General features: G+C 59.5%; 19 protein-coding genes. 8 read left to right on the top strand and 11 right to left on the bottom strand.

Annotated features, from left to right (window positions below; all coding sequences use genetic code 11):
* The first annotated feature begins 19 nt into the window (after positions 1-19).
* Positions 20-1,753, top strand: a complete 1,734-nt coding sequence (msbA, locus tag HDE72_RS12435) for a lipid A export permease/ATP-binding protein MsbA (RefSeq protein ID WP_183741217.1) — start codon at positions 20-22, stop codon at positions 1,751-1,753.
* A 46-nt stretch (positions 1,754-1,799) separates the two neighbouring features.
* Complete coding sequence (locus HDE72_RS12440) at positions 1,800-2,900, top strand: glycosyltransferase family 9 protein (RefSeq protein WP_183741219.1); 1,101 nt, start codon at positions 1,800-1,802, stop codon at positions 2,898-2,900.
* A gap of 20 nt (positions 2,901-2,920) precedes the next feature.
* Here the strand turns inward: HDE72_RS12440 and HDE72_RS12445 are convergent, their stop codons facing one another.
* The 4 genes from HDE72_RS12445 to HDE72_RS12460 all read right to left on the bottom strand — a co-directional run bounded on the left by HDE72_RS12445 (position 2,921) and on the right by HDE72_RS12460 (position 7,296).
* The gene (locus HDE72_RS12445; RefSeq protein WP_311736827.1) at positions 2,921-3,508 is read right to left on the bottom strand and encodes a response regulator transcription factor; all 588 of its coding nucleotides are present in this window, start codon (positions 3,506-3,508) and stop codon (positions 2,921-2,923) included.
* 27 nt (positions 3,509-3,535) lie between these two features.
* A complete protein-coding gene (locus HDE72_RS12450; RefSeq protein ID WP_183741223.1) occupies positions 3,536-5,107 on the bottom strand; it encodes an ATP-binding protein in 1,572 nt (523 codons plus the stop codon).
* A 114-nt stretch (positions 5,108-5,221) separates the two neighbouring features.
* Entirely contained in the window at positions 5,222-6,613 is a 1,392-nt protein-coding gene (locus HDE72_RS12455; protein ID WP_183741225.1) for a sensor histidine kinase, read from the bottom strand.
* Positions 6,610-7,296 (bottom strand): response regulator, encoded by a 687-nt coding sequence (locus HDE72_RS12460; protein ID WP_183741227.1) that lies wholly within the window; start codon positions 7,294-7,296, stop codon positions 6,610-6,612. The genes HDE72_RS12455 and HDE72_RS12460 overlap by 4 nt, the downstream gene beginning before the upstream one ends.
* A gap of 189 nt (positions 7,297-7,485) precedes the next feature.
* On the opposite strand from HDE72_RS12460, the gene HDE72_RS12465 reads away from it, so the two are divergent.
* From HDE72_RS12465 to HDE72_RS12480, 4 genes are all read left to right on the top strand, one after another.
* Entirely contained in the window at positions 7,486-8,304 is an 819-nt protein-coding gene (locus tag HDE72_RS12465) for a MipA/OmpV family protein (protein WP_183741229.1), read from the top strand.
* Positions 8,305-8,408: 104 nt separating this feature from the next.
* Complete coding sequence (locus HDE72_RS12470) at positions 8,409-8,936, top strand: universal stress protein (protein ID WP_183741231.1); 528 nt, start codon at positions 8,409-8,411, stop codon at positions 8,934-8,936.
* A 53-nt stretch (positions 8,937-8,989) separates the two neighbouring features.
* Positions 8,990-9,985 carry a VirK/YbjX family protein gene (locus HDE72_RS12475; RefSeq protein ID WP_183741233.1) on the top strand — a complete coding sequence of 332 codons (996 nt, stop codon included), beginning with the start codon at positions 8,990-8,992 and terminating at the stop codon, positions 9,983-9,985.
* 125 nt (positions 9,986-10,110) lie between these two features.
* Positions 10,111-10,341 carry a DUF6139 family protein gene (locus HDE72_RS12480; RefSeq protein WP_183741235.1) on the top strand — a complete coding sequence of 77 codons (231 nt, stop codon included), beginning with the start codon at positions 10,111-10,113 and terminating at the stop codon, positions 10,339-10,341.
* 61 nt (positions 10,342-10,402) lie between these two features.
* Here the strand turns inward: HDE72_RS12480 and dnaE are convergent, their stop codons facing one another.
* Positions 10,403-13,951 (bottom strand): DNA polymerase III subunit alpha, encoded by a 3,549-nt coding sequence (gene dnaE / locus HDE72_RS12485; RefSeq protein WP_183741237.1) that lies wholly within the window; start codon positions 13,949-13,951, stop codon positions 10,403-10,405.
* 224 nt (positions 13,952-14,175) lie between these two features.
* Here dnaE and HDE72_RS12490 point away from each other — a divergent pair, with 224 nt between their 5' ends.
* Positions 14,176-15,072, top strand: coding sequence for a sulfurtransferase (locus HDE72_RS12490; protein ID WP_183741239.1), 897 nt, complete (start codon positions 14,176-14,178; stop codon positions 15,070-15,072).
* Positions 15,073-15,221: 149 nt separating this feature from the next.
* A complete protein-coding gene (locus HDE72_RS12495) occupies positions 15,222-16,337 on the top strand; it encodes an acyltransferase family protein (RefSeq protein WP_183741241.1) in 1,116 nt (371 codons plus the stop codon).
* 10 nt (positions 16,338-16,347) lie between these two features.
* Here the strand turns inward: HDE72_RS12495 and HDE72_RS12500 are convergent, their stop codons facing one another.
* The 6 genes from HDE72_RS12500 to HDE72_RS12525 are packed head-to-tail and all read right to left on the bottom strand — an operon-like array spanning position 16,348 to position 22,000.
* Positions 16,348-17,463, bottom strand: a complete 1,116-nt coding sequence (locus HDE72_RS12500; RefSeq protein WP_183741243.1) for a glycosyltransferase family protein — start codon at positions 17,461-17,463, stop codon at positions 16,348-16,350.
* Positions 17,460-18,563 carry a non-hydrolyzing UDP-N-acetylglucosamine 2-epimerase gene (wecB, locus tag HDE72_RS12505; RefSeq protein ID WP_183741245.1) on the bottom strand — a complete coding sequence of 368 codons (1,104 nt, stop codon included), beginning with the start codon at positions 18,561-18,563 and terminating at the stop codon, positions 17,460-17,462. Before wecB ends, HDE72_RS12500 begins: the two co-directional genes overlap by 4 nt.
* Before the next feature lie 44 nt (positions 18,564-18,607).
* Positions 18,608-19,000 (bottom strand): GtrA family protein, encoded by a 393-nt coding sequence (locus HDE72_RS12510; protein ID WP_260176653.1) that lies wholly within the window; start codon positions 18,998-19,000, stop codon positions 18,608-18,610.
* 2 nt (positions 19,001-19,002) lie between these two features.
* Positions 19,003-19,947, bottom strand: coding sequence for a WxcM-like domain-containing protein (locus HDE72_RS12515; RefSeq protein ID WP_183741247.1), 945 nt, complete (start codon positions 19,945-19,947; stop codon positions 19,003-19,005).
* Positions 19,948-19,967: 20 nt separating this feature from the next.
* On the bottom strand, positions 19,968-20,897 hold the full coding sequence (locus tag HDE72_RS12520; protein ID WP_183741249.1) for a glycosyltransferase family 2 protein: 930 nt from the start codon (positions 20,895-20,897) through the stop codon (positions 19,968-19,970).
* 11 nt (positions 20,898-20,908) lie between these two features.
* Positions 20,909-22,000, bottom strand: coding sequence for a DegT/DnrJ/EryC1/StrS family aminotransferase (locus tag HDE72_RS12525; RefSeq protein ID WP_183741251.1), 1,092 nt, complete (start codon positions 21,998-22,000; stop codon positions 20,909-20,911).
* Positions 22,001-22,013: the final 13 nt, after the last annotated feature.

Raw genomic sequence — 22,013 nt, forward strand, 5'->3', positions numbered from 1 at the left:
TGCCAGAAACTGGATCGCCATGCTCACGCCTGACCTGAAACGGCTCACCGCGCTGCACGCGCCATATAAAAAACATCTGGCGCTGGCGTTTATCGCGATGATCGTCACCGCCGGTACCGAACCGCTGCTGCCGTATGCGCTCAAGCTGCTGCTCGATAACGGTTTCGGCGGCAAGGTCAATTTCTCGTTCTGGCTGGTGCCGCTGATCGTGATCGGCATCTTTGCCATCCGCGGCGCATCGACGTTCGCCAGCAGTTACCTGATGAGCTATGTGTCCACGCGCATCCTCAACGCATTGCGGCGCATGATGTTTGCCACCATGCTCAACCTGCCGATCGACTTCTACAGCAGCAATACGGTAGGCAAAGTCATCAATTCCATCATGTTCGAAGTGCAGCAAATCATCGACATGGTGACCAAGGTCTTTACCTCCATCGTGCGTTCTTCGCTGACCGTGCTGGGCCTGCTGGCCTGGCTGCTGTACCTGAACTGGGTGCTGACCCTGGTCACCCTGGTACTGCTGCCGCTATTGACTTTTGTCGTACGCACCACCGGCAAACGCCTGAAACAACTGAACCGCGACTCGCTGGCCGTCAACGCCGACCTGACCCAGGTGATCGAGGAAACCACGCGCGCCCAGCAAGTCATCAAGATTTTCGGCGGCCAGGACTATGAAAAGTCGCGCTTCGAACAGAGCGCCGAGCAGTTGCGCCGCTACAGCATGCGCATGACCAGCACGTTTTCGGCCACCGTGCCCATCACCCAGGTCATCACGGCAGCGGCCGTGGCACTGGTGATCGTGATGGCCTTGTTCCAGTCGGAACACGGGCAAATCACGGTCGGCGGTTTTGTTTCCTTCATCACCGCCATGCTGATGCTGCTGACACCCTTGAAACAGCTGGCCGAAGTCAATGGTCCCTTGCAGCGCGGCATGGCCGCCGCCGAAGAGGTCTTCTTGCTGATCGACAAGACGCCCGAGCGCACGGGCGGCCAGCAGCTCGCGCAACGCAGCGTAGGCCAGATCGATTTCAGCGATGTCGGGTTTTGCTATCCAGGCCATCAGGAAGTGGCCTTGCAAAATATCAACTTGAGTATTGCGCCGGGCCAGACGGTGGCCTTTGTCGGCATGTCCGGCGGCGGCAAATCAACACTGGTCAGCTTGCTGCCCGGCTTTTATTCCGTCAGCAGCGGCCAGATCCTGCTCGACGGCCAGAATATCGACGAGATCGCGCTGACCAGCTTGCGCAGCCAGATCGCCATGGTCAGCCAGCAAGTGGTGTTGTTCGACGACACCCTGGCCGCCAATATCGCCTATGGCGATGCAGCGCCAGACCGGCAGCGCATCGTGGCCGCCGCCGCAGCGGCCTTTTTGTCCGACGTGATCGATGGCTTGCCGCAAGGCCTGGAAACCCGCCTGGGCGACAACGGCTCGCGCCTGTCGGGCGGTCAGCGCCAGCGCGTGGCCATCGCCCGCGCGATTTACAAGGATGCGCCCATTTTGATCCTCGACGAAGCGACCTCGGCGCTGGACACGCAAGCCGAACGTGCCGTGCAAGCCGCGCTGGAGCACCTGATGCAAGGCAGAACGACCCTGGTTATCGCGCACCGCTTATCCACGATTGAACGTGCAGACCGTATCGTGGTATTGTCACATGGGAAAATAATGGAAACTGGTAGTCACCAACAATTATTGGTTGCCAATGGCGCCTATGCCAATCTGCATCGCCTGCAATTTTCCCAGCAAGTGGCCTGACACTGATTCGACACTGAAGACTGCTTACCTGAACCTGTAACTATCCATGACACCTTTGATTCCTGCCGACCTACTTGCGAAGTCGGAAAAAATTCTATTCATCGCCCACCTGGCACTGGGAGATTTCACTTACCTGCAAAATGGTTTTCGTGCATTTGCCGCAGCCCATCCCCATCTCGACATCCACTTGTGGATCGATGAGGTCAGGCGCACTGCCGATGCCACGCAATGGGAAGGTTTGCGCAACTATTCGCTGTACGACTGGGTCGAGCAATCCGGTCTGTTCGCCAAGGTGTACCGCAAAACCTACAGCCCGGCGCTGTATGAAGCGTCGGTACGCGAAGCACAGGCGGAGCACTATCCCATTATCGTTTCCCTGGCACATGTACGGCCGCAACAGTATGCAGACCTGGCCCGCCGCATCAATCCCGAAAGCATGCTGATAGGCACCCGCAAGCGCCTCAACCTGCTACGCCCATGGCATTATTTCTCTTACCGCAAGCTCGATGCCGTACTGGCTTGCTATGCGGGCGCTGATGTGGGCGAGCACCATATCAGCAGCGTCTATGCAGACTGGTTCCAGCAATTGAGCGGCATCGATATTCCCGTCGCCGAGCGCTACCCGTTTGTCCACATTCCCGAAGCCGCCCTGCAACAGGCGCGGGAACAACTGGCCACCTGGGGCTTTGATACGCGCAAGGGTCCCTTGGTACTGCTCAATCCCTTTGCCAAGTCGCACAAGCGCAGCTGGCCGCTGGAGCGCATTGCCGAGCTTATTACCCGCATGCAACAGCAAGCAAAATGGGCCGATGCCTGTTTTCTGATCAATGCCATGCCGCAAGAGCTGGCCAAGGTGAACGCCATGGCGCAAGCGCGCGGCTTGCAGCGCACGCACGCGTTCAGCGCCGTCGACAACTTTTTCCAGCTGCCGGCCATGCTGGCCCAGTGCGATTTGATTATTTCAGTCGAGACATCGATCATGCATCTGGCCAACGCCGTGCATGTGCCCGTGATTGCGCTGATGCGCAAGAAGAACCCGGAATGGGCGCCTTTCGATAGCGCCAACAGCACCGTCATCACGGTGGCGCGGCGCAGCGACTGGGTCAAGGCTATTCCAGTGGATCAAGTGTTGCAAGCCATCGCTTGATCCTGACGCAGGCTGGGCGCTCAGGCGTCCAGCATGCTGATACGTACCAGATCGGCCACGTTATCGACACCGAGCTTGTCCATCAAACGCGCCTTGTGCACTTCCACTGTGCGCACGGAAATGCCCAGCAGCGGCGCGATCTCGCGGTTATGCTGGCCCGTCACCACCAGTTGCATCACTTCCCGCTCGCGCGGCGTCAAGCCGTCGAGCAAGGCCAGGCTATGCGCCTGGCGCTGCAGGCGGCCGCGCGTTTCCGCCTCGCGCGACAATGCTTCGTCGATGGCAGCCATCAGTTTGTCATGGTCGAACGGTTTTTCCAGGAAATCGCTGGCCTGGGCCTTGAAGGCCTGGCGCGCCAGAGTCACATCGCCATGACCGGTGATAATAATTACCGGAAGCAAGCATTCAAGCTCCGTCAAGCGACGCTGCAGTACCAGTCCATCCATGCCTGACATGCGTATATCGATCAGCAAACAACCCGCCCATTCGCGGCGCCAGCCCTGCAGGAAATCTTCGCCGCTGGCGAACATGGCCGTCCGGTAACCACGCACGCCCAGCAGCAAACCTAGCGCGTCGCGCACGGCGGGGTCATCATCAACAATAAACACCGTTAAATTACTTTTCACCATATTCCTCTAGGAGTCGGTCGTCCCCGCCAGCGGCAGGATGAATCTGAACATGCCGTGCGTGCCGACCTCCGCCCACAATGTGCCGCCATGCGCCTCGACAATCGCCCGGCTGAGCACCAGGCCCAGGCCCAGGCCACTGGCCTTGGATGATACAAACGGTTCAAACAGGCGCGCCGCCAGGCTACTGGAAACGCCGGCGCCGCTATCTTCAACCGACAGGCGCAAGCGCCCGCCCCCCAGCCGTTCCGCCGACAGATCGATGCGGCGCAAGCCGCGCGGCACGCCGAGCACCGAATCCTGCGCATTGGCCAGCAGGTTGCGCAGCACCAGCTCCATCTGCAAACGGTCTGCATTCACCGCCAGCGGCGGCATCTGGCCCACTACCAGCTCGATGCCGTGCTCGTGGAACTGCGGCGTGAACTGGCGGCTGATGCCGGCGATCAACACGCCGACCTCGATGGTTTCCAGCTGCATGGCGCCGGTACGGAAGAAATCGCGCAGGCGCCGCACCACTTCGGCCGCCCGGCCCGATTCGACGATCATATGGCCGATGGCGCTTTTCAGGATATCGCCGCTTTCGCCCCGCTCCAGCAGGTATTCGCAAGCCTTGCCATAAGTCGACAGCGCCGTCAGCGGCTGATTCAATTCATGCGCCAGGGCGGCCGCCATTTCACCGGCGGCGGCCAGGCGCATGGTGTGCTTGAGCTCATCGGCCACCTTGCGCAGCTCGTCGACGACGATGCCGATAAAAAAGCCCACCAGCGCCAGCACGGCATCGAGCAATTGCAATTCGTAAAACTGCAGATTCACCGCATGCGACCATTTGACCATGGTGATGATGCCTAGTTGCAAGACAAACACCATCAGCGCCGTGCCATACAGACCCTGGCGCGAGGCAGCCCAGATCAACGGCAGGAAGAGGAAGTAAAAATGCTTGTAATCGGAGCGCACGATGGAGCCGAACACGCTCCACAGCACAAACATGGCCAGCGCCAGATAGCCCAGCGTTTCCCAGCGCCACACGGTTTCTTTCAGGCGCATGCGGCCACGCTCGCTGACCAGCATCCAGATCAGCGGCATCGACACCACCAGCCCCACCATATCGCCGATACCAAAGCGCAAGGCAGCCGAACTCCATTCGCCTGGCGGTATCTTGCCCGTCAGCGACAGCAGCGAGATATAGCCTAGCGCATTGAGCATGGTGCCGGCCAGCACAATCACGGCCCAGATCGCCAAACGGCGGCGGTTGTCGAAGATGTCGCCGCTGCTGAAACGGCGGCGCAGGGCCTCGCCTATGGTGCCATAACCCACGATCAGCCATGCCGAGGACAACAAGGTCAGGGGCCAGCCGGCGGGCAGGCCGCGCACCAGGCATTCGCCGGCCAGCAAGGCGATAAACCAGGGCAAGGCCGCCTTGCGGCCATAGACCAGCCAAAATACCAGGCCCAGCGCCGGGTCCGGATTCCAGGGGGTAATGTTGAGGCCGTACAGCGGGTCGATATACGTCGCCCAGTCGAATAACAGATACAAGCCGACAAAGGCGGGATACGGCAGGTAGCGGGACAAGGATGGGCGCATGGAATTGTTTTCTGACTGTCCAGCATTATGCATCTCATCCGTGCGACATGCTATGCCGCATTGCGTTATAAGCACTCCCGATTCCATTGATACAACAACTCCGTGTCGGTGCGGCTACACGGACGGCGCCAGCGGCAAACGCACCTCGACCAGCAAGCCCTGGCCGCCATTGGCGCGGTGCAGCTGTATCGTGCCGCCATGCTGCTGCACCACCGACGCAACGATCGCCAGGCCCAGGCCGCTCCCCGGCTGCGACTGCTGCGGCGCACGGAAAAAGCGGTCAAACACGCGCCCGTACAGCGCCGGCGGTATGCCCGGCCCCTGGTCGGCCACGTGCAATACCGCCTGGCCCCGTTCCGCATGCAAGGACACCGTCACACTGCTGCCGCGCGGACTGTATTTGATGGCGTTTTCCACCAGGTTATCGATCAGCGACACCAAGCTCTCGCGTTGCCCCAGGACGTACTGGGAGGCACCGGCTTGCAATTCAAGCTCGATGCCACTCAATTGCGCCAGGCCAGACAAGGCGGCCAATCGATCCTGCAACAAAATATCGAGTGCCTGCGGCAGCGGCTGGCGGCCCGTCTCGGCCTGCACTTCGCTGCGCGTCAGTTGCAGCAACTGTCCCACCAGGCGGGCCGCGCGGTTGCCGCTATTCAAGATGCCATCCAACAATTCCTGCTGATGCGGGGCATGCGCCTGGCTTTGCAAGGCTTCCACGTTGACGCGCATGGCCGCCAGCGGCGTGCGCAATTCATGGGTCGCGTCGGCAATGAAGCTGCGCTCGCGCGCGGCACTGGCGTCCACCCGCTGCAACAAGGCATTGATATTGTCGACCAGCGCCGCCAGTTCGCCGTGCGGCGGCTTGAAGGTCAGCGGGCGCAAGTCCTGCGGCCCACGCGCGGCCACTTCCTGCGCCACCTTGCGCCACGGCCGCATCGCCAAACGGATCGACAGCCACGCCGGCAAGAGCAGAAAGGGCAGGCTGATCAGCAATGGTAGCAAGTAATACCCCCGTGAATTGATGGTGACGAAGAACTGCCATGGCCCGCCCAGCTCAAGCACCGTCACGCGCGTGCTGCCCTCGACCAGGCTGCGGCTGCGCCAGGGCTGACCCTTGACGTAGACTATTTCCATTTTTTCAGGACCGGCGCTGCGGATACCGCTGGGTGTATCGGGCGACTTGTAGACCAGCTTGCCATCGCGCCAGACCAGGATGCGCGGCGCCAGTTCCTGCACCTGCCCCTGTTCAAACTCTTCGCGCAAGGCTTCGTCGATCGCGCGCAAGCTTTGCTGCTGGCGCTGCGGCTGATCGGCCAGGTTGTCGGCCACGCTGATAATGGCACGCAACACGCTGCGCGTCACATTGCTGCCTTCACCGCTGCCCTCGAACAGCACATAGGCAACCGCCAGGCTCCACAGCACAGTCAGCATCAGCATTTGCGCCAGCATCAAACGGCGCACCAGGGTCGGGCGCCATAGCAGGTTCCAGCAGCGGCGCATCATGCTGAAGTACCGGCCACAGGCATGGAATCGCCCTGCTGGTCGATGACATAACCGACGCCGCGCACGGTGCGGATATAGCCTTCGCCTATCTTGCGGCGCAAATTGCCCATGTGCACATCGAGCGTATTGCTGGCATTGGCCAGGCCACCCGGCAAGATATGCTCTTCCAGCACGCGCCGGGTAATCACGCGGTTAGCCCGCATCAACAAGGTTTTCAGCAAGGCATATTCGCTGGCCGTCAGCTCCACGGCCCGCCCATGCACGCTGACACGGCGCGTCGGCACTTGCAGCAGCAGGCCGCGCAGTTCGATGGTATCGCCATCAAAGCCATAGCTGCGGCGGGCCAGCGCACGCACGCGCGACAGCAGTTCGGCCAGCACGAAGGGTTTCACCAGATAATCATCGGCGCCGCCATCGAGACCCCGCAAACGTTGCTCCAGCGTATCGCGCGCACTGAGGATCAGCACCGGCAGGCGCGCCGCGCGCAAGCGGGCCAGCAAGTCGAGGCCATCGCCGTCGGGCAAGCCCAGATCGAGCAGCACCAGTTCGCAGCTATCCTGGTCCAGGCTGCGCGCCGCATCCTCCAGGCTGCGTACCCAGACCACTTGCATGCCCTGGTCACGCAAGGCGATCCGCACGCCGTTGCCCAGGTCCATATCATCTTCAATCAGCAGTATTTTCATACCGACATTAAACCATCACAAGCTGAAGAATAGTTAAAGGCCGGCCGGCACATAGCAGGCTTGCCAGGGCGTGCTGCATCTTCATGCAATCTTCATCAATGACTCATCTTTCCTTCATGGCAAGCACCGATACTGGCTAGCGTCAATCGAGCCACTCCGGCCTCGGTTCTCCACCTGATGGAACCTATCATGCAAGCAACTACTTTTCTGCCTTCCCGCCTGGCCATGGCGGGCCTGTTTCTTCTGCCGCTGTCTGTCATGGCGGCAGATACTGTGCCCGGCAACGTACTGACCGTGGGCGGTGGCGCGGCCGTCGTGTCCAGCTATTCCGGCTCGGACAAGCTCAACGCCGTACCTTTCCTTGTGATCGATTACAGCATGGCCAACGGTTTCTTTGCCAGCTCCATGCGCGGTATCGGTTATGGCGGCCAGGCTGGCCCATTCAGCTATAGCGCCGCCCTCGGCTACCGCGGCGAACGCGACGACCATAAACGCAGCGGCTTCAATGGTTTCGGCGGCAGCGACTACCTGAAAGGCATGGGCAAGGTCAAAGGCAATGCCAGCGCCCTGCTGAGCATGGCGTATTCACCGATTCCTGGCGTGCAACTGAGCGTGTCTAGCGATATTCCTTTAAATAACCGCGACAACGGCGCCAATCTGAGCTTGGGCGCAGGCGGCCAGGTCTACAGCAGGAACGATAGCCGGGGCGTGCCACAAGACACTGTCAGCCTGGGCGCACAAGCGGGCTGGGGCGAGAAAAAATACATGCAAACCATGTATGGCGTGACGGCAAGCCAGGCGAGCAATACGGCGTTCAAACAATACGCTCCCAAAGGCGGTTTTTATGAAGCACAGGCCACCGTCAGCTGGGAACACCGCTTCGATGCGCAATGGGGACTCACCGCCATGGCCGGCGTCACGACGCTGATCGGCGACGCCCGCAAGAGCCCGATCGTGCAGCGCAAGACGGCACCGACAGGCGCCATCTACGCCACCTATCGCTACTGATATCGGCAGGCATAAGGGAAACACGTACGCCATTTCGCCAATTTACAGGGGAGGCCACGCTGGCTAAGATGAAGCAATACTAATTATTTACATATCGTCATCACATGCAAGCTGCGCCCCCTCATCCGCAACGCCAGGACCACGCCGATCACGGCGTGCCGGCGCATGCCGACGCGGCGCAACAGAGCCTGCTGTTGCTGGTCCCTATCAAACGCGCGGAAGACATCATCTTCGGCGCCCGCTACGCCCGTCGCCTGCAGGAATGGGGCATCAGCGTCAAGGTCAACCTGCTGCACGTTACCCCGGCAACCCCGCGTACCGGCGTCGTCGGGCTCGGTGACAGCAGTACGAGCGAGGCTGCCGCCGCGCAGTTAATGCAAGAGGCCGGCTTGTACCTGAGCCGCTCTCATCTCGAATTCTCTACCTTCATTTCCTCCGGTGACGTGGCTTTTACGATACTGGATACAGCCGAATTGCTTGGCTGCCATGAAGTCATCTTGCCAGCGCCCAAACCCCGCCACTGGCCACGCCATTTCTCGGGCGACCTCGCCCGCAAACTGGCACGCGATAGCCGCAGCGCCATCGTCCTGCAAGCAAACCAGGATGGTGTCGGCGGTCCCGTTCCCGTCTGAGCGGCCATCCGCGGCGCAGACGCCCTATATTCTTGATTTTGGAAAAGCGCCAGATGACGCCATCGATTACCCTGTCTTCGGGTTTGACAGAAACCCACGGCGGTTTTGTCCGCCGCCTGCGTGAAGCGCTGAAGCTGCAACTGCGGGCGCGCTGGCAACACAGCCAGACACGCGACTGGCTGCAATTGTTGAACTCGCATCCAGTCTTTCACGATCTGGTGCAAGCTTATCCACACGTAATCCATAAAGTGTACCGCGACTACCTGAGCAAAAAACTCAGCTGCCGCCAGCGTGTGGATGTACTCATAGAACACTATCATTTCATCCTGCAACAGGGTTGGGGCAATTTGATGGCCCAGGCTGCCCGTGGCCCCGTGCACCTGGGTGCGGTCACAGGCAAGTCCGGCGCCTTGTACCATCTGCAACTGTGTTCGCTGCATCCGATGGACCGCGAAGGCGAAATGGTCTTGCAGCTGACCGATAACGATGAAGTGCTCTATACGGTGGCCTTCACCTTCTTTGGCGCGCCACAGCGCACTGGCATGGACGTGGGTATCGGCTGCATACAAGGGCCGCGTGGCGGCCAGGAAGGGCTGCGCCGTGTACGCGAAGCAACCCGCGACCTGCATGGCTTGCGGCCCAAGAATTTGATGATACGTTTGGTGCGCCAGCTGGGCTACGTGCATGGTTGCCGCAAGGTAATTCTGGTTAGCAATGAGAACCACGCCGTGCACCAGTCTGCCAAAAAAAGAGGACGTTTGTTTGCGAATTACAATGAGTTGTGGCATGAGCTCGGCGCCCTGCTGCGTTCGGATGGTGATTTTGAATTGCCATGCGAAGACTTGCCCATGCCGGTAATGGAAGAAATCGCGTCGAAAAAACGCTCGGAAATGCGCAAGCGCCATGAGATCACCCTGGAGCTCATCAACTGCCTGCGCAGCGGCCTGGACGCTCACCGCCGACCGACGCCAATGCCAACGCCACAGCAAGTGGCCGCCAACGATGCACAGCAAGTGGAAGAAGACGACTACGAGGCCGCCGTCGCTTGATGCGCCCTGGGGAGCGGCTGGCGCACGCCATAAAAACCGTGGTCCGCACAATCCTGTTACGCTAGACCATATCGGCTTGCGCACAGCGCCGGCCGCTTTCCCCAACGCTTACAAGGAGGCAAGTCATGCGCGTAGATATCTACCGCCGGGCCGAGCACGACGGCATTTTTTCCTATCTCGCCGTGCCGGAAGGAAAGAATATTCCTGAAGAAGTGACCAATACCGACTGGCAACTGGAAGCGCAAGCCAGCGAAATTGAGGACGAAGCCGATGCCTTGCCCGGTTACCATATTGAGCAGCCGCACCAGCAAATCGCCGCCAAGGGCTACGCGATCACCGGCCTGAAAGATATGTAAACGACAAAAGCCAAACCCGATCTGCATCCGGTTTGGCTTTTTTGTGTCAGATAGAGGCAGCTTAGTATTCGACCGCCACTTCTTGCGCCCCCAATAGCTGTTCCAGCGCCGTCTGCAATTCATCCGATGGCGCCACCTTCCACTCATCGCCAAATTGCAGCACGCAGCTGACGCCTTGCGGACTGACGCGCGCAGCGATCGGCAAGCCCGTCTCGGCGCGGTGCGGCATGATCACCTCGCGGATACGGCGCGCATCGAGCGTGGCTGGCAAGACCAGTCCCAACTGGCGGCCATATTGCACGCGCGCAGCGATGATGTCGAAAGCGCTCTCGGCCGTAATGCGCAAGCCACCCGAAAAACGGTCTTCCGAGACCTTGCCCACCACCGCCAGGAATTCGTCTTCCTTGAAGATTTTCCTGTTCGCGTCAAACAGTTCACCATACACCGTCACCTCGACCGTGCCGCTCTTGTCATCGAGCGTGACGATCAGGATCTTGCCGCGCTGCGTCATCTGCGTGCGCAAACCCGTGATGACACCAGCCATCATGCGCGGTTCACGCGAGGGCGACAATTCCGACAGTTTGGTGCGGGCAAAACGGCGTGCCTCGGGCGCGTAGGAATCGAACAGATGGCCGGACAGATAAAAGCCCAGGGCAATCTTTTCTTCCGTCAAACGCTGTTTATCACTCCAGGCGGGCACCTTGACGTACTCGGGCGGCGCCACCATGTCGCTGTCGTCGCCGCCGAACAGGCTGACCTGATTTGCCGCCTTGGCGGCCTGGTCGGCGCACTCCATGGCGAACGCCACGGAAGCGAGCAGGATGGCGCGGTCGATCTTCAGGCAATCGAAAGCGCCGCTGCGTATCAGGGATTCGATGGTGCGGCGGTTGATCTGCTTCTTGTCGACCCGCTTGCAGAAATCGAACAGGCTGGTAAATGGCCCGCCCGCCTCGCGCGCGGCAATGATGGCCTCGATGGCGTTCTGGCCCGAGCCTTTCACGGCGCCCAGGCCGTAGCGGATCTGCGTGACCTTTTTGCCACTGATGGACGGCGCTTCACCGCTCGGCATGAAGCGGTAATCCGATTCATTGATGTCTGGCGGCAACAAGGTCAGCTTGCAGATTTCCAGCGTGTCTTCCACCAGGATCTTGATCTTGTCCGTGTCATCCATGGCCAGCGACAAGTTGGCCGCCATGAAGGCGGCCGGATGGTGCGCTTTCAGATAGGCCGTGTGGTAGGACAGCAAGGCGTAGGCGGCGGCGTGCGATTTATTAAAACCGTAGCCGGCGAACTTTTCCATCAAGTCGAAGATCTCGTCGGCCTTTTCGGCCGTCAAGCCATCTTTCGCCGCACCGGCGCGGAAAATCTCGCGGTGCTCGGCCATCTCTTCGGCTTTCTTCTTGCCCATCGCGCGGCGCAGCATGTCGGCGCCGCCCAGCGAGTAGCCGCCGACGATCTGCGCCATCTGCATCACCTGCTCCTGATACACCATGATGCCGTAGGTTTCGGACAGAATCGATTCCGTGCGCGGATCGGGATAGTCAAAACGTTCGCCGTGCTTGCGCTTGCAGAAGTCGGGAATCAGGTCCATCGGGCCAGGACGGTACAAGGCGACGAGCGCGATAATGTCTTCAAAACGGTCGGGACGCGCGTCTTTCAGCATGCCCTGCATGCCGCGCGACTCCAGCTGGAACACGGCCACGGTCTTGGCCTTGGTCAGCAAATCGTAAGATGGCTTGTCGTTCAGCGGCAAGGTTGCCAGGTCGAAGTTGGCTTGCGCCGGATCGAGCTGCTTGATGTAGCGCACCGCGCGGTCAAGTATTGTCAGCGTGGTCAGGCCCAAGAAGTCGAACTTCACCAGGCCGACGGCTTCCACGTCATCCTTGTCGTACTGCGACACCACGCCCGAATCGCCACCTTGCGTGTACAGCGGGCAAAAATCGGTCAATTTCCCAGGGGCAATTAACACGCCCCCCGCGTGCATGCCGATATTGCGCGTAATGCCTTCGACCTGCTGCGCCAGGTCCAGCAACTGCTTGACCTCTTCCTCGTTTTCCAGGCGCTCCTTGAGCAGCGGCTCTTCCTCGATGGCGTCGGCAATCGACACCGGCTTGCCCGGCTTGAACGGAATCAGCTTGGAAATGCCGTCGCAAAAGTTGTAGCCGAAGTCCATCACGCGGCCCACGTCGCGGATCGCGCCCTTGGCCGCCATGGTACCGAAGGTGGCGATCTGCGAGACCGCCTCCTTGCCGTACAAATCCTTGACGTGCTGGATGACGCGGTCGCGCCCTTCCTGGCAAAAGTCAATATCGAAGTCGGGCATGGAAACGCGTTCAGGGTTCAAAAACCGTTCGAACAGCAAGTTGTATTGCAGCGGGTCCAGGTCGGTAATCAGCAGCGAATACGCCACCAGCGAACCGGCGCCCGAACCGCGGCCCGGGCCGACGGGCACGCCGTTTTCCTTGGCCCACTGGATAAACTCGGCCACGATCAGGAAGTAACCGGGGAATTTCATGTTGCAAATCGTGTCGGTCTCGAATTTCAGGCGCGACTCGTAGCGCGGGCGCTCTTTTTCGCGCTTTTCAGGATCGGGATACAGTTGCAGCAAGCGTTTTTCCAGGCCGGCCTGCGACTCGGCAACGAGAAACTCGTCGATCGTCATGCCGGGCGGCGTGGGGAAATTCGGCAATTGCGGCTTGCCCAGCACCAAGGTCAGATTGCAGCGTTTGGCGATTTCCACCGAATTGGCCAGCGCGGCCGGCAAGTCGGCGAATAGTTCCGCCATGTCCGCTTGCGACATGAAACGCTGGCTGTCATTGAAACGCTTGACGCGCTTGGCGTTGGCCAGCATCTCGCCTTCGGCGATACAGGTGCGCGCTTCGTGGGCGATAAATTCTTCGGGGGAAATAAATTGCACCGGATGCGTAGCCACCACCGGCAAGCCCAGCTTGGCCGCCAGGGCCACCGCATGGCGCACCTGCGCTTCCTGGTTGGCCTGGCCACCGCGCTGGATTTCAATATAAAAGTGACCGGGGAAAATCTCGGCCCAGCGCTGGGCGTTGCGTTCCGCCAGCGCCAGGTTGCCATTTTCAATCGCCACGCCGACGTCGCCAAAATGCGCACCCGACAGGGCGATCAAACCGTTGGCCGCGCTTTCGCCCGGATACAGCTCGTAGTGATTGGTGGCCAGCGCCTGCAGCCATTCGATGCGCAGCTCGGCGCGCCCCTTGTACTGGTTGGTCAGCCAGGCGGTCGACAGCAATTCGCACAGTTGCAGATACCCCATGCGGTTCTTGGCCAGCAGCAACAAACGCGAGGGCTTTTCACGGTTGTCGTCATTGGTGATCCATACATCGACGCCGACGATGGGCTTGAGGCCCTTGCCACGCGCTTCCTTGTAGAACTTGACCATGCCAAACAGGTTGGACAGATCGGTGACGGCCAGCGCCACCTGCTTGTCCTTGGCGGCCGCCTTCACCACGTCGTCGATACGCACCAGGCCATCGACGATCGAGTACTCGGAGTGCACGCGCAAGTGTACAAATCCCGGGCCCTGCGGGGCGTGTTGTAAAGAGTGTGGCGCACCCGCCGGGACGCCGGCTTCCTGCATTACCATTTCCATCCTGTCTACCCATCCTGCAAAATTCAATGGGGTCTATTCTACCGCGTCACAGCCCCCACCCACAGACGCAGAGCGCCGCGGCAGGTAAGAAATTATGCCCGGCCACGTTTGCCCGGCACGCCCGGTGGCGTGGCAATACGTCCAAAGGTGGGTATCACCGCCAGACTGTCAGGCTTATAATATCGGCTGTTCAGTCTAACCCGATCGCCATCATGCAAGCCACACCTTCCCTTTCCGCCGCCGCCAGCCCCTTGACCGCTGCGCCCGCCGACAGTTTTGTCAATATTGCAGCGTATAAATTCATCACGCTGGACGATACGGAAGCCATGCGCCCCTTGTACCAGGAGCAATGCCTGACACTGGGCCTGAAAGGCACCATCCTGCTGACGCCCGAGGGCATCAATATGTTTCTGTCCGGCACGCGCGAGCACATCGACGCTTTCCTGGCCTGGGTGCGCAGCGACGCCCGCCTGGCCGATCTGGAATGGAAGGAAAGTTTGTCGAATGAGCAATCCCACAAGCGCATGCTGGTGAAGCTGAAAAAAGAAATCATCACCATGCGCATGCCGCTGATCAAGCCGGAACTGGGCCGCGCGCCGTCGGTCGACGCGCAGACATTGAAACGCTGGCTGGACGCCGGCGTCGATGATGCGGGCAAACCGGTGGTGATGATGGAAACGCGCAACGCCTTTGAAGTCGATGTCGGAACGTTTAACAACACCCTCGATTATCGTATCGACAAGTTTACCGAATTCCCGGCCGTCGCTGCCGCGCACAAGGATGAACTGGAAGGCAAGACCGTGGTCACCTTCTGCACGGGCGGCATCCGCTGCGAAAAAGCCGCCATCCACATGAAGGAAATCGGCTACGACAGCGTGTACCAGCTCGACGGCGGCATCCTGAAGTATTTTGAAGAAGTGGGCGGCGACCATTACACGGGCGACTGCTTCGTGTTCGACTACCGCACCGCCCTCAACCCGAAACTGGAACCAACGGAAACCGTGCAATGCTTCGTCTGCCGCGCCGTCGTCACGCCGCGCCAGCAGCTGGCGCCGGAATACGTGTACGAAGTGTCTTGCCCGCATTGCTTTCATCAAAAGAACGCCTGATAAAGAAGCTGGCAGAGGCTGGCAACAGCCTTCATCGTTTATAATACGGCAATTTTCAGCATTGATTAGGGATAGCTTCCACCCGACAGGCGGCCTGCCCCATTGCTGTTCCTGCGGGCATCCGCGCACCATTATTCCGATAGAAACACATGAGCACTGACGTCATCAAGTCCGATTCCACGCTCACAAGCCGGCTTGTTTTCCTCGACTATTTACGCATCTTTTCTTTCGTCAGCGTGTTAATCGGGCATAAATTCTATGCTCAATTGAGCGCCTGGGCCGACAATCCGCAATTCCATGCGACCCCCAGGTTATTGCTGCAACTGATATTGCCGGCATTCTGGAATGGCGGCACCGGTGTCGCCGTCTTTTTCATTATCTCCGGTTATATCATTACTCATGTGCTGATCCACGAATCCACCGGCACGTTCCTGCTCAAGAGAATTTTCCGGATTTATCCGCTGTACGTGGTTGCCGTCATATGTCAATTACTGGCCGACCATTATCTGTTTCATCAGCCATTTCCCGGGTTGCGCATCGTCGCGATTCAGCTGTCGCTGCTGGGAGACTGGCTGCAAGCACCGTACGCGCTGGCTGGCGTCGAATGGACCTTGCGCATTGAAATTGTATTTTATCTGTTGATGGCAGCCCTGAAATCGGTCGGCCTATTAAACCGCTTCCGCCCGCTATTGCCATGGGTATTGCTGGGTGCCTCATTCGGATTGAGCATGATCAACCCCATCCCGTCTTTCGGTGGAGTTTTCATTGCGTACTTCACCATTTACGCCCCGATTCTTTTTATCGGTGTCTTTTATTATATGTTCGAGAAAAAAGAAATCCCGCTGCTGTTGCTGCTGTTTTTCACCGCTGCCATCCTGTACCAGTATTTCGGGCAGATCGCCTTGTACTGGCCAACCTGGCTAGGTTCCCACTTTATCAGCATCGCAGTGGCGATCTTCAGCGCTGCCTGGCTATACCGGGCTCGCTTGAAACCAAGCCCGGTGGTATTACTGCTGTCAAATTTGACGTTCGCGGTATACCTGTTCCACAACTGGGCATGGAATCCGATCAAGATGGTGTTCGCCAAACTGTCGATCAACGTGCTGCCGCCCGATATACAAGCATTGTTCGGCCTCTTCATTCTCAGTTATCTGATGCACAAAATCGTCGAAAAGGGTGGCGTCAAACTGGGCCAGCGCCTGCTGCAAAGGCTGGGTCAGCGGCGCAGGGGCATGCCTGCCGGTTTGTCCAACACGGCAGTTTGATGGCGGCGGCTCACAGCCGCTGCAATATGCCGGCCGCGTCGAAACGCGCATCCCAGGAATGGCCGATACGAAATTGTGCGATCTGCGCGGCATCGTCACGGTGCGCCAGCGCCTGCGCCACCTGCGCCGCCAGGTCGCCCTGCGGCTCGGCCAGGAACACGCCGGCCTCCCCTTCGCGCATCGCCATTTCGCCAAAGCGGGTCGACAGCACCGGCAATCCCAGCGCCCGGTATTCATAATATTTGATCGGATCGACCGAATCGGTCAGGGTGGTGCGCTTGAACGGGATCAAGCCAACCGAGAAACTTTGCATGAAGCGGATCGCCTGGCGGTGTTCGCAGGCCGGCAATAATTCTATATTGTCCGGCAGCTGCGCCGGCACGGCGCCGAACACGGGGCCAATCAGGCGCACCGGCAGATCCGGATTAGCGCGCGCCAGCGCAATCACCAGTTCCCAGTCAAACCATTGCGCGATAGTACCCACGTAACCGAGCACCGGCTGTTCCGGGCGCGGCGGCAAGGCATCGGGCGGTGGCAAGGTTTCGAAGGCGCAAGCATTCAAGGCCAGATGCAGGCGCTCGCCGCAATCGGCAAACCGCCTTGCCAGCAAGCTCGACGATACCGTCACCTGCCCCGCCAACGCCGCCACCGCCCGCTCGCTGCGTTCCATGGCATGCCTGGAGTAACCGCGATAAAAGGCCGGAAAGTCGTCCATCACATCGAACAACGATGGCAGTTGCGGATGGCGGCGCAGGATGTCCAGTGCCAGTTTGGAAGGTTTTCCAATCGCCAGCAGACACTTGCCGCTGGCGCTGAAGCGCTCGATGGCCAGCAAGACCGGTTGCCACAGCAAGCCATTGAGCCAGGCTGAACCTGGCAGCGGCTCGATCGGCAAGGCGCGCGGCTGCAACACTGTCAACCACGGTGGCGTGGGCCTGGCGGCTTGCGGCGCGGCGATGGCGGTCTTGATGCGCCGAAAATCGCCGGGCGCCGGCAGCCGGGTAGGATAGGGGTCTATCCACAGCACCTGGCCACCGGTTCTGGCATGAAACCATTCGACGAATTTATGCGGGCGCTGTGCAAAACTGCTCCACGGAAGTGGAGACAGGTAAATCAGACATGTCATGCAAAGTGCCCGCGCAGCACTTCGACGATGCGCTCGGCGCCATGTCCGTCGCCATACGGCGAAATGCCGCGCGCCATGGCGCTGTAGGCGGACGCATCGTCGAGCAGCAACTGGGCTTGTTCCACGATGCTGTCGTAATGCGGGCCGACCAGCTTGACCACGCCTTGCTCGACGGCTTCCGGACGTTCGGTTTCGTCGCGCAAGACCAGCACCGGCTTGCCGAGCGCCGGCGCTTCTTCCTGCACCCCGCCCGAATCGCTGATGATCAGGTAGGAGCGCTTCATCGCCGCGACGAACGGCGCGTAGTCCAGCGGTGCGCACAGGTGGATATTGGCGCGCCCGCCCAGCACTTCATACGCCACATCCTTGACGTTCGGGTTCGGATGCACCGGATACAGGAATTGCACGTCCGGATTGCGCTCGGCCAAGGTCTGGATGGCGCGGCAGATATCGCGGAATGGCGCGCCGAAATTTTCGCGGCGGTGCGAGGTGATCAGGACCAGGCGCTTGTCCGGGTCGAGCTCGATGCCCAGTTCCAGTTCGCGGTTGGCGGTCATCAGCAAGGCGTCGATGACGGTATTGCCGGTGACGATGATATCGCTGTCGGGCGCGCCTTCACGCAGCAGGTTCTGGCGCGAACCCTCGGTCGGCGCGAAATGCCAGCGCGCCAGGCGGCCGGCGATGACGCGGTTGGCTTCCTCGGGGAAGGGATTTTGCATATCCCAGGTGCGCAAGCCCGCTTCGACGTGGCCGAACGGAATGCGGTGGTAAAAGCAGGCCAGCGCCGCCGTCATGACGGTGGTGGTGTCGCCTTGCGCCAGCAGCACGTCCGGTTTTTCGGCCAGCAAGACTTCATCGAGTTCCAGCAACAGCCGCGCCGTCAGCGTGGTCAGGGCCTGGTTAGGGCGCATGATATTCAAGTCGATATCCGGCGTGATGCCGAAGAAGTTCAAGACCTGGTCCAGCAAATCGCGGTGCTGGGCAGTAGCCAGCACGCGTACGTCAGCCCACGGCTGCTGCTTCAGCGCCAGGATCACCGGCGCCATCTTGATCGCTTCCGGACGGGTGCCGACGGCACAGATAATTTTAATTTTCGACATAGGATTCCTATCTACTGCGCGACCACATCGGGGCGCCATTAACATCAGACTGCTGGTTTGCGACCACGCAAGACCCACCGGCTCAGGAAGAACGTCAGCGGTATCATCACCACCAGGACCAGCAACGGAGCCAGGTGAGCGGGAATCCGCAAGCGTTCAATCAACACTCCAAGCAATAGTGCTGAAGTGCCATACTGCACAACATACACAACTGGATAGGTAAACAACCCTTTCCAGCTCAAGGGCGTCTTGAATACGATACTGGCGTTGAACCAGTACGAAAAAACAATGCCGCTGGCATAAGCGAGTGCATAAGCAATCTGATAAAAGAATAATTTTTGCAACAAAAAATACAGGCCGTATGTCAGGCCTGTATTCAGCAATCCACCAACCAGAAAGCGCAGCCAATATTGCATCTTGCTAGAAATGGTGATCATGCTCAGGCCGTTTTTCCGCTTTTCGCCTCGGCTACGAAATCCGAGTAATTACGGATGTAATCTGCAGCATCATAATAGTCAGAGGCAAATACCAGCAAAATCGCATCGGCGGAATAGCGGTACTGGATACCCCAGGTCATCGGCGGCAGATACAAGCCCATGTTGGGTTTATCAAGCAACATTTCTTCGCGCTTGTCACCATCGTCGGCGACCACCCGTACACTGCCTTTGACGGCAATCAGGAATTGGTGACAGTTACGGTGCGCATGTTCACCGCGCGTTTCAGCCGTCGGCACATCATAGACCATGAAATAGCGGCGCGGCACGAACGGAATTTCGCGTTCAAACTCGCCGACCGACAAGCTGCCGCGCATATCCGGCACGGCACGGAAGGTATGCAAGGTAACGCCCTTGATCTGAGTCGGCGCGACACCAGGCTCGGCAGCGCCCGAGGGCAGCCTGGCAGCTCTGGAGGAGTCTGCAGTGTCCGCGTAACCGACGATCTTGGCCGGATTGCCTACCACGATGGCATGCGGCGGCACAGACCGGGTAACCACCGCACCGGCGCCGACCATGGCGTTCTGGCCGATGGTCAAACCGGGCAGGATGGTCGCATTGGCGCCGATCGATGCACGCGCAGCGACTGTCGTACGCAAGAACGTTTCAGGAAACTGCTTGCTACGCGGAAAGCGATCGTTGGTAAACGTAACGTTCGGTCCGATAAACACATCGTCGTGCACTTCCAGGCCATCCCACAACTGCACGCCGCATTTGATGGTGACACGGTCGCCGACCGTCACATCGTTTTCGATAAAGACCTGATCACAGATATTGCAATCCTTGCCCAGCACCGCACCCGGCAAAATATGCGCAAACGCCCATACGCGGGTACCGGCGCCAATATGCTTGCTTTCGCATAAAGCATTTTGATGTACAAAATAATCCATCGTATCCCTCTTATCCCTCTTTATTGGCCGAACTGCTGGACACGCATCGGTATTGCCAGCGGCCGGCTCTTGGTATTTTCATAAGCACGCCAGGCATAGGAACCGACGATGCCAAGGCCAAACAGATTCACCGCACCGAGAAACACGATCGCCGTCATGGTCATGGCATAACCTGGCACGGCGATCCATCCGGACAAGCGTGCCACACCGACGCCCAGGCCAAACAGCGCCGCCAGCAAGGCGGTCGTGCCGCCAACCCGTATCAGCAAACGAATCGGCAAATCGGTGAACGCAAACACGCTATCCATCATGTAGTTGACCTTTTTCCTGAAGGTCCAGGCGGACTTGCCGTGCTGGCGCTCCTGGCGTACATAGGTAATATGCTTGCGGCGGAAACCCAGCCAAAACAGTTGCGCAATCAGCGAAGTGTGCTGCTCGTCGAGCGTCAACAGCGTATCGCGGAACACCTTGTTACAGCCAAATACATCGACTCCGCCAACCGGCACCTCGGCGACGACATAGCGGCGGTACAAGCCCCAGAATATCTGCGACGGCACACGCGTCATCAGCGGATCCATACGGCCCTCGCGCGATCCCAGCACCACGTCGGCCTCGTCGGCGCGCAAAACCTGGTCCATTTGCAAAACCAGTTCCGGTGGCTCCTGCAAATCTGCAGCCATCACCGCGAACCGCTCACCCTTGGCAAGCTGCAAGCCCGTGCGGATGGCGGCAAAGGAACCGAAATTACGAGAAAGCAATATCAGCTGCGATGTGAAGCCGCAACCCGGCAAAGCGTCGCGCAGCAGCTCATAACAGCGGTCCGGACTGCCGTCGATCACAAATACGGCTTCGAAATCGCCGTCGATCGAGCGTCGCAAGCCATCCACCGCTTGCAGCAAATCAGGAATCGATCCTTCGTTTTTATATACCGGAATCACTAATGAAAGCACGCAAACTCCTTTCAGCGCTGAAAATAAGCACTGACGGCGGCAATCACCTGTTCCACCTGTTCATCGCTCATGCCGGGGAAGCACGGCAGGCTGACCACCGTCTGGCTGGCCGCCTCGGTCACCGGCAAGGCGCCGGCGATACGGGCGCCGGGATAGGCCGGCTGGCAATGATCAGGTATCGGATAATGTGCATCGGTGGCGATGCCCTGTTCCTTGAGGAATTCGCGGAAGGCGTCGCGTCCATCGATCCTGATTACATACAGGTGCGCGACATAATCGTCGCCAATAGCCGGCAATGCCAGTATTGGAAAGGCAGCAAAAGCGGCGTTGTAGCGGCTGGCGATACTGCGCCGCTCGGCGTTCCAGCGATCCAGCAAGGGCAGTTTTTCATTCAGGATGGCGGCCTGCATTTCATCCAGGCGGCTGTTACGGCCGCCCTGTACCACGACTTGATATTTGGATGACCAGCCGTACTGGCGCAGCGTGCGCAAGCGCGCATTCAGTTCGCCGTCGCGGCACACGATGGCGCCGCCATCGCCCAGCGCGCCAAGATTCTTGGTCGGATAAAAACTGAAGCAGGCAGCGTCTCCCCAAGCGCCGGCCATGCGGCCATCGCGCCGCGCGCCATGCGACTGGGCGCAATCCTCAATCAGGGCGACGCCGGCCTTGCGGCACAGCGCCTGCAAGGCATCCATGTCGGCCAGTTGGCCGTAAAGGTGGGTCACGATGACACACTTTGGCTGCTGCGCCAGCGCCACCTGCAGCGTTTCAGCCGTCATCGTCATGCTGGACGGGTCGACATCGACATACAGCGGTACCGCGCCGATCGCGTGGATCGCCGTACTGCTGTAGAAGCCGGCATTGGCCACCGCCACCACCACATCGTCGCGGCCGACACCCAGACCGCGCAGCGCAATTTCCAGCGCATCGCTGCCATTGGCCACGGAGACGCAATGCTCGACGCCGACATAAGCGGCGAACGCACTTTCAAAATTTGTCACTTCCTGGCCGAGCACATACCAATGCCGTGTCAGCACACGCTTGAGCGCACCCTCAAAATCGAGCGAGGCATTCGCCGCCACGTCGGAAAACAAGTTAATCATTCAAAAACTCCTA

The sequence above is a fragment of the Janthinobacterium saanense genome (assembly GCF_014200675.1).
GTDB lineage: Bacteria > Pseudomonadota > Gammaproteobacteria > Burkholderiales > Burkholderiaceae_D > Janthinobacterium.

Bases quoted from the DNA above. Each gene is read 5' to 3' on its own strand.
- HDE72_RS12510 (WP_260176653.1), bottom strand. From the start codon at position 19,000: ATGATCACCATTTCTAGCAAGATGCAATATTGGCTGCGCTTTCTGGTT.
- HDE72_RS12495 (WP_183741241.1), top strand. From the start codon at position 15,222: ATGAGCACTGACGTCATCAAGTCCGATTCCACGCTCACAAGCCGGCTT.
- HDE72_RS12465 (WP_183741229.1), top strand. From the start codon at position 7,486: ATGCAAGCAACTACTTTTCTGCCTTCCCGCCTGGCCATGGCGGGCCTG.
- HDE72_RS12500 (WP_183741243.1), bottom strand. From the start codon at position 17,463: ATGACATGTCTGATTTACCTGTCTCCACTTCCGTGGAGCAGTTTTGCA.
- dnaE (WP_183741237.1), bottom strand. From the start codon at position 13,951: ATGCAGGAAGCCGGCGTCCCGGCGGGTGCGCCACACTCTTTACAACAC.
- HDE72_RS12525 (WP_183741251.1), bottom strand. From the start codon at position 22,000: ATGATTAACTTGTTTTCCGACGTGGCGGCGAATGCCTCGCTCGATTTT.
- HDE72_RS12480 (WP_183741235.1), top strand. From the start codon at position 10,111: ATGCGCGTAGATATCTACCGCCGGGCCGAGCACGACGGCATTTTTTCC.
- HDE72_RS12475 (WP_183741233.1), top strand. From the start codon at position 8,990: ATGACGCCATCGATTACCCTGTCTTCGGGTTTGACAGAAACCCACGGC.
- HDE72_RS12470 (WP_183741231.1), top strand. From the start codon at position 8,409: ATGCAAGCTGCGCCCCCTCATCCGCAACGCCAGGACCACGCCGATCAC.
- HDE72_RS12490 (WP_183741239.1), top strand. From the start codon at position 14,176: ATGCAAGCCACACCTTCCCTTTCCGCCGCCGCCAGCCCCTTGACCGCT.
- HDE72_RS12450 (WP_183741223.1), bottom strand. From the start codon at position 5,107: ATGCGCCCATCCTTGTCCCGCTACCTGCCGTATCCCGCCTTTGTCGGC.
- HDE72_RS12440 (WP_183741219.1), top strand. From the start codon at position 1,800: ATGACACCTTTGATTCCTGCCGACCTACTTGCGAAGTCGGAAAAAATT.
- HDE72_RS12460 (WP_183741227.1), bottom strand. From the start codon at position 7,296: ATGAAAATACTGCTGATTGAAGATGATATGGACCTGGGCAACGGCGTG.
- HDE72_RS12515 (WP_183741247.1), bottom strand. From the start codon at position 19,947: ATGGATTATTTTGTACATCAAAATGCTTTATGCGAAAGCAAGCATATT.
- HDE72_RS12455 (WP_183741225.1), bottom strand. From the start codon at position 6,613: ATGATGCGCCGCTGCTGGAACCTGCTATGGCGCCCGACCCTGGTGCGC.
- msbA (WP_183741217.1), top strand. From the start codon at position 20: ATGCTCACGCCTGACCTGAAACGGCTCACCGCGCTGCACGCGCCATAT.
- wecB (WP_183741245.1), bottom strand. From the start codon at position 18,563: ATGTCGAAAATTAAAATTATCTGTGCCGTCGGCACCCGTCCGGAAGCG.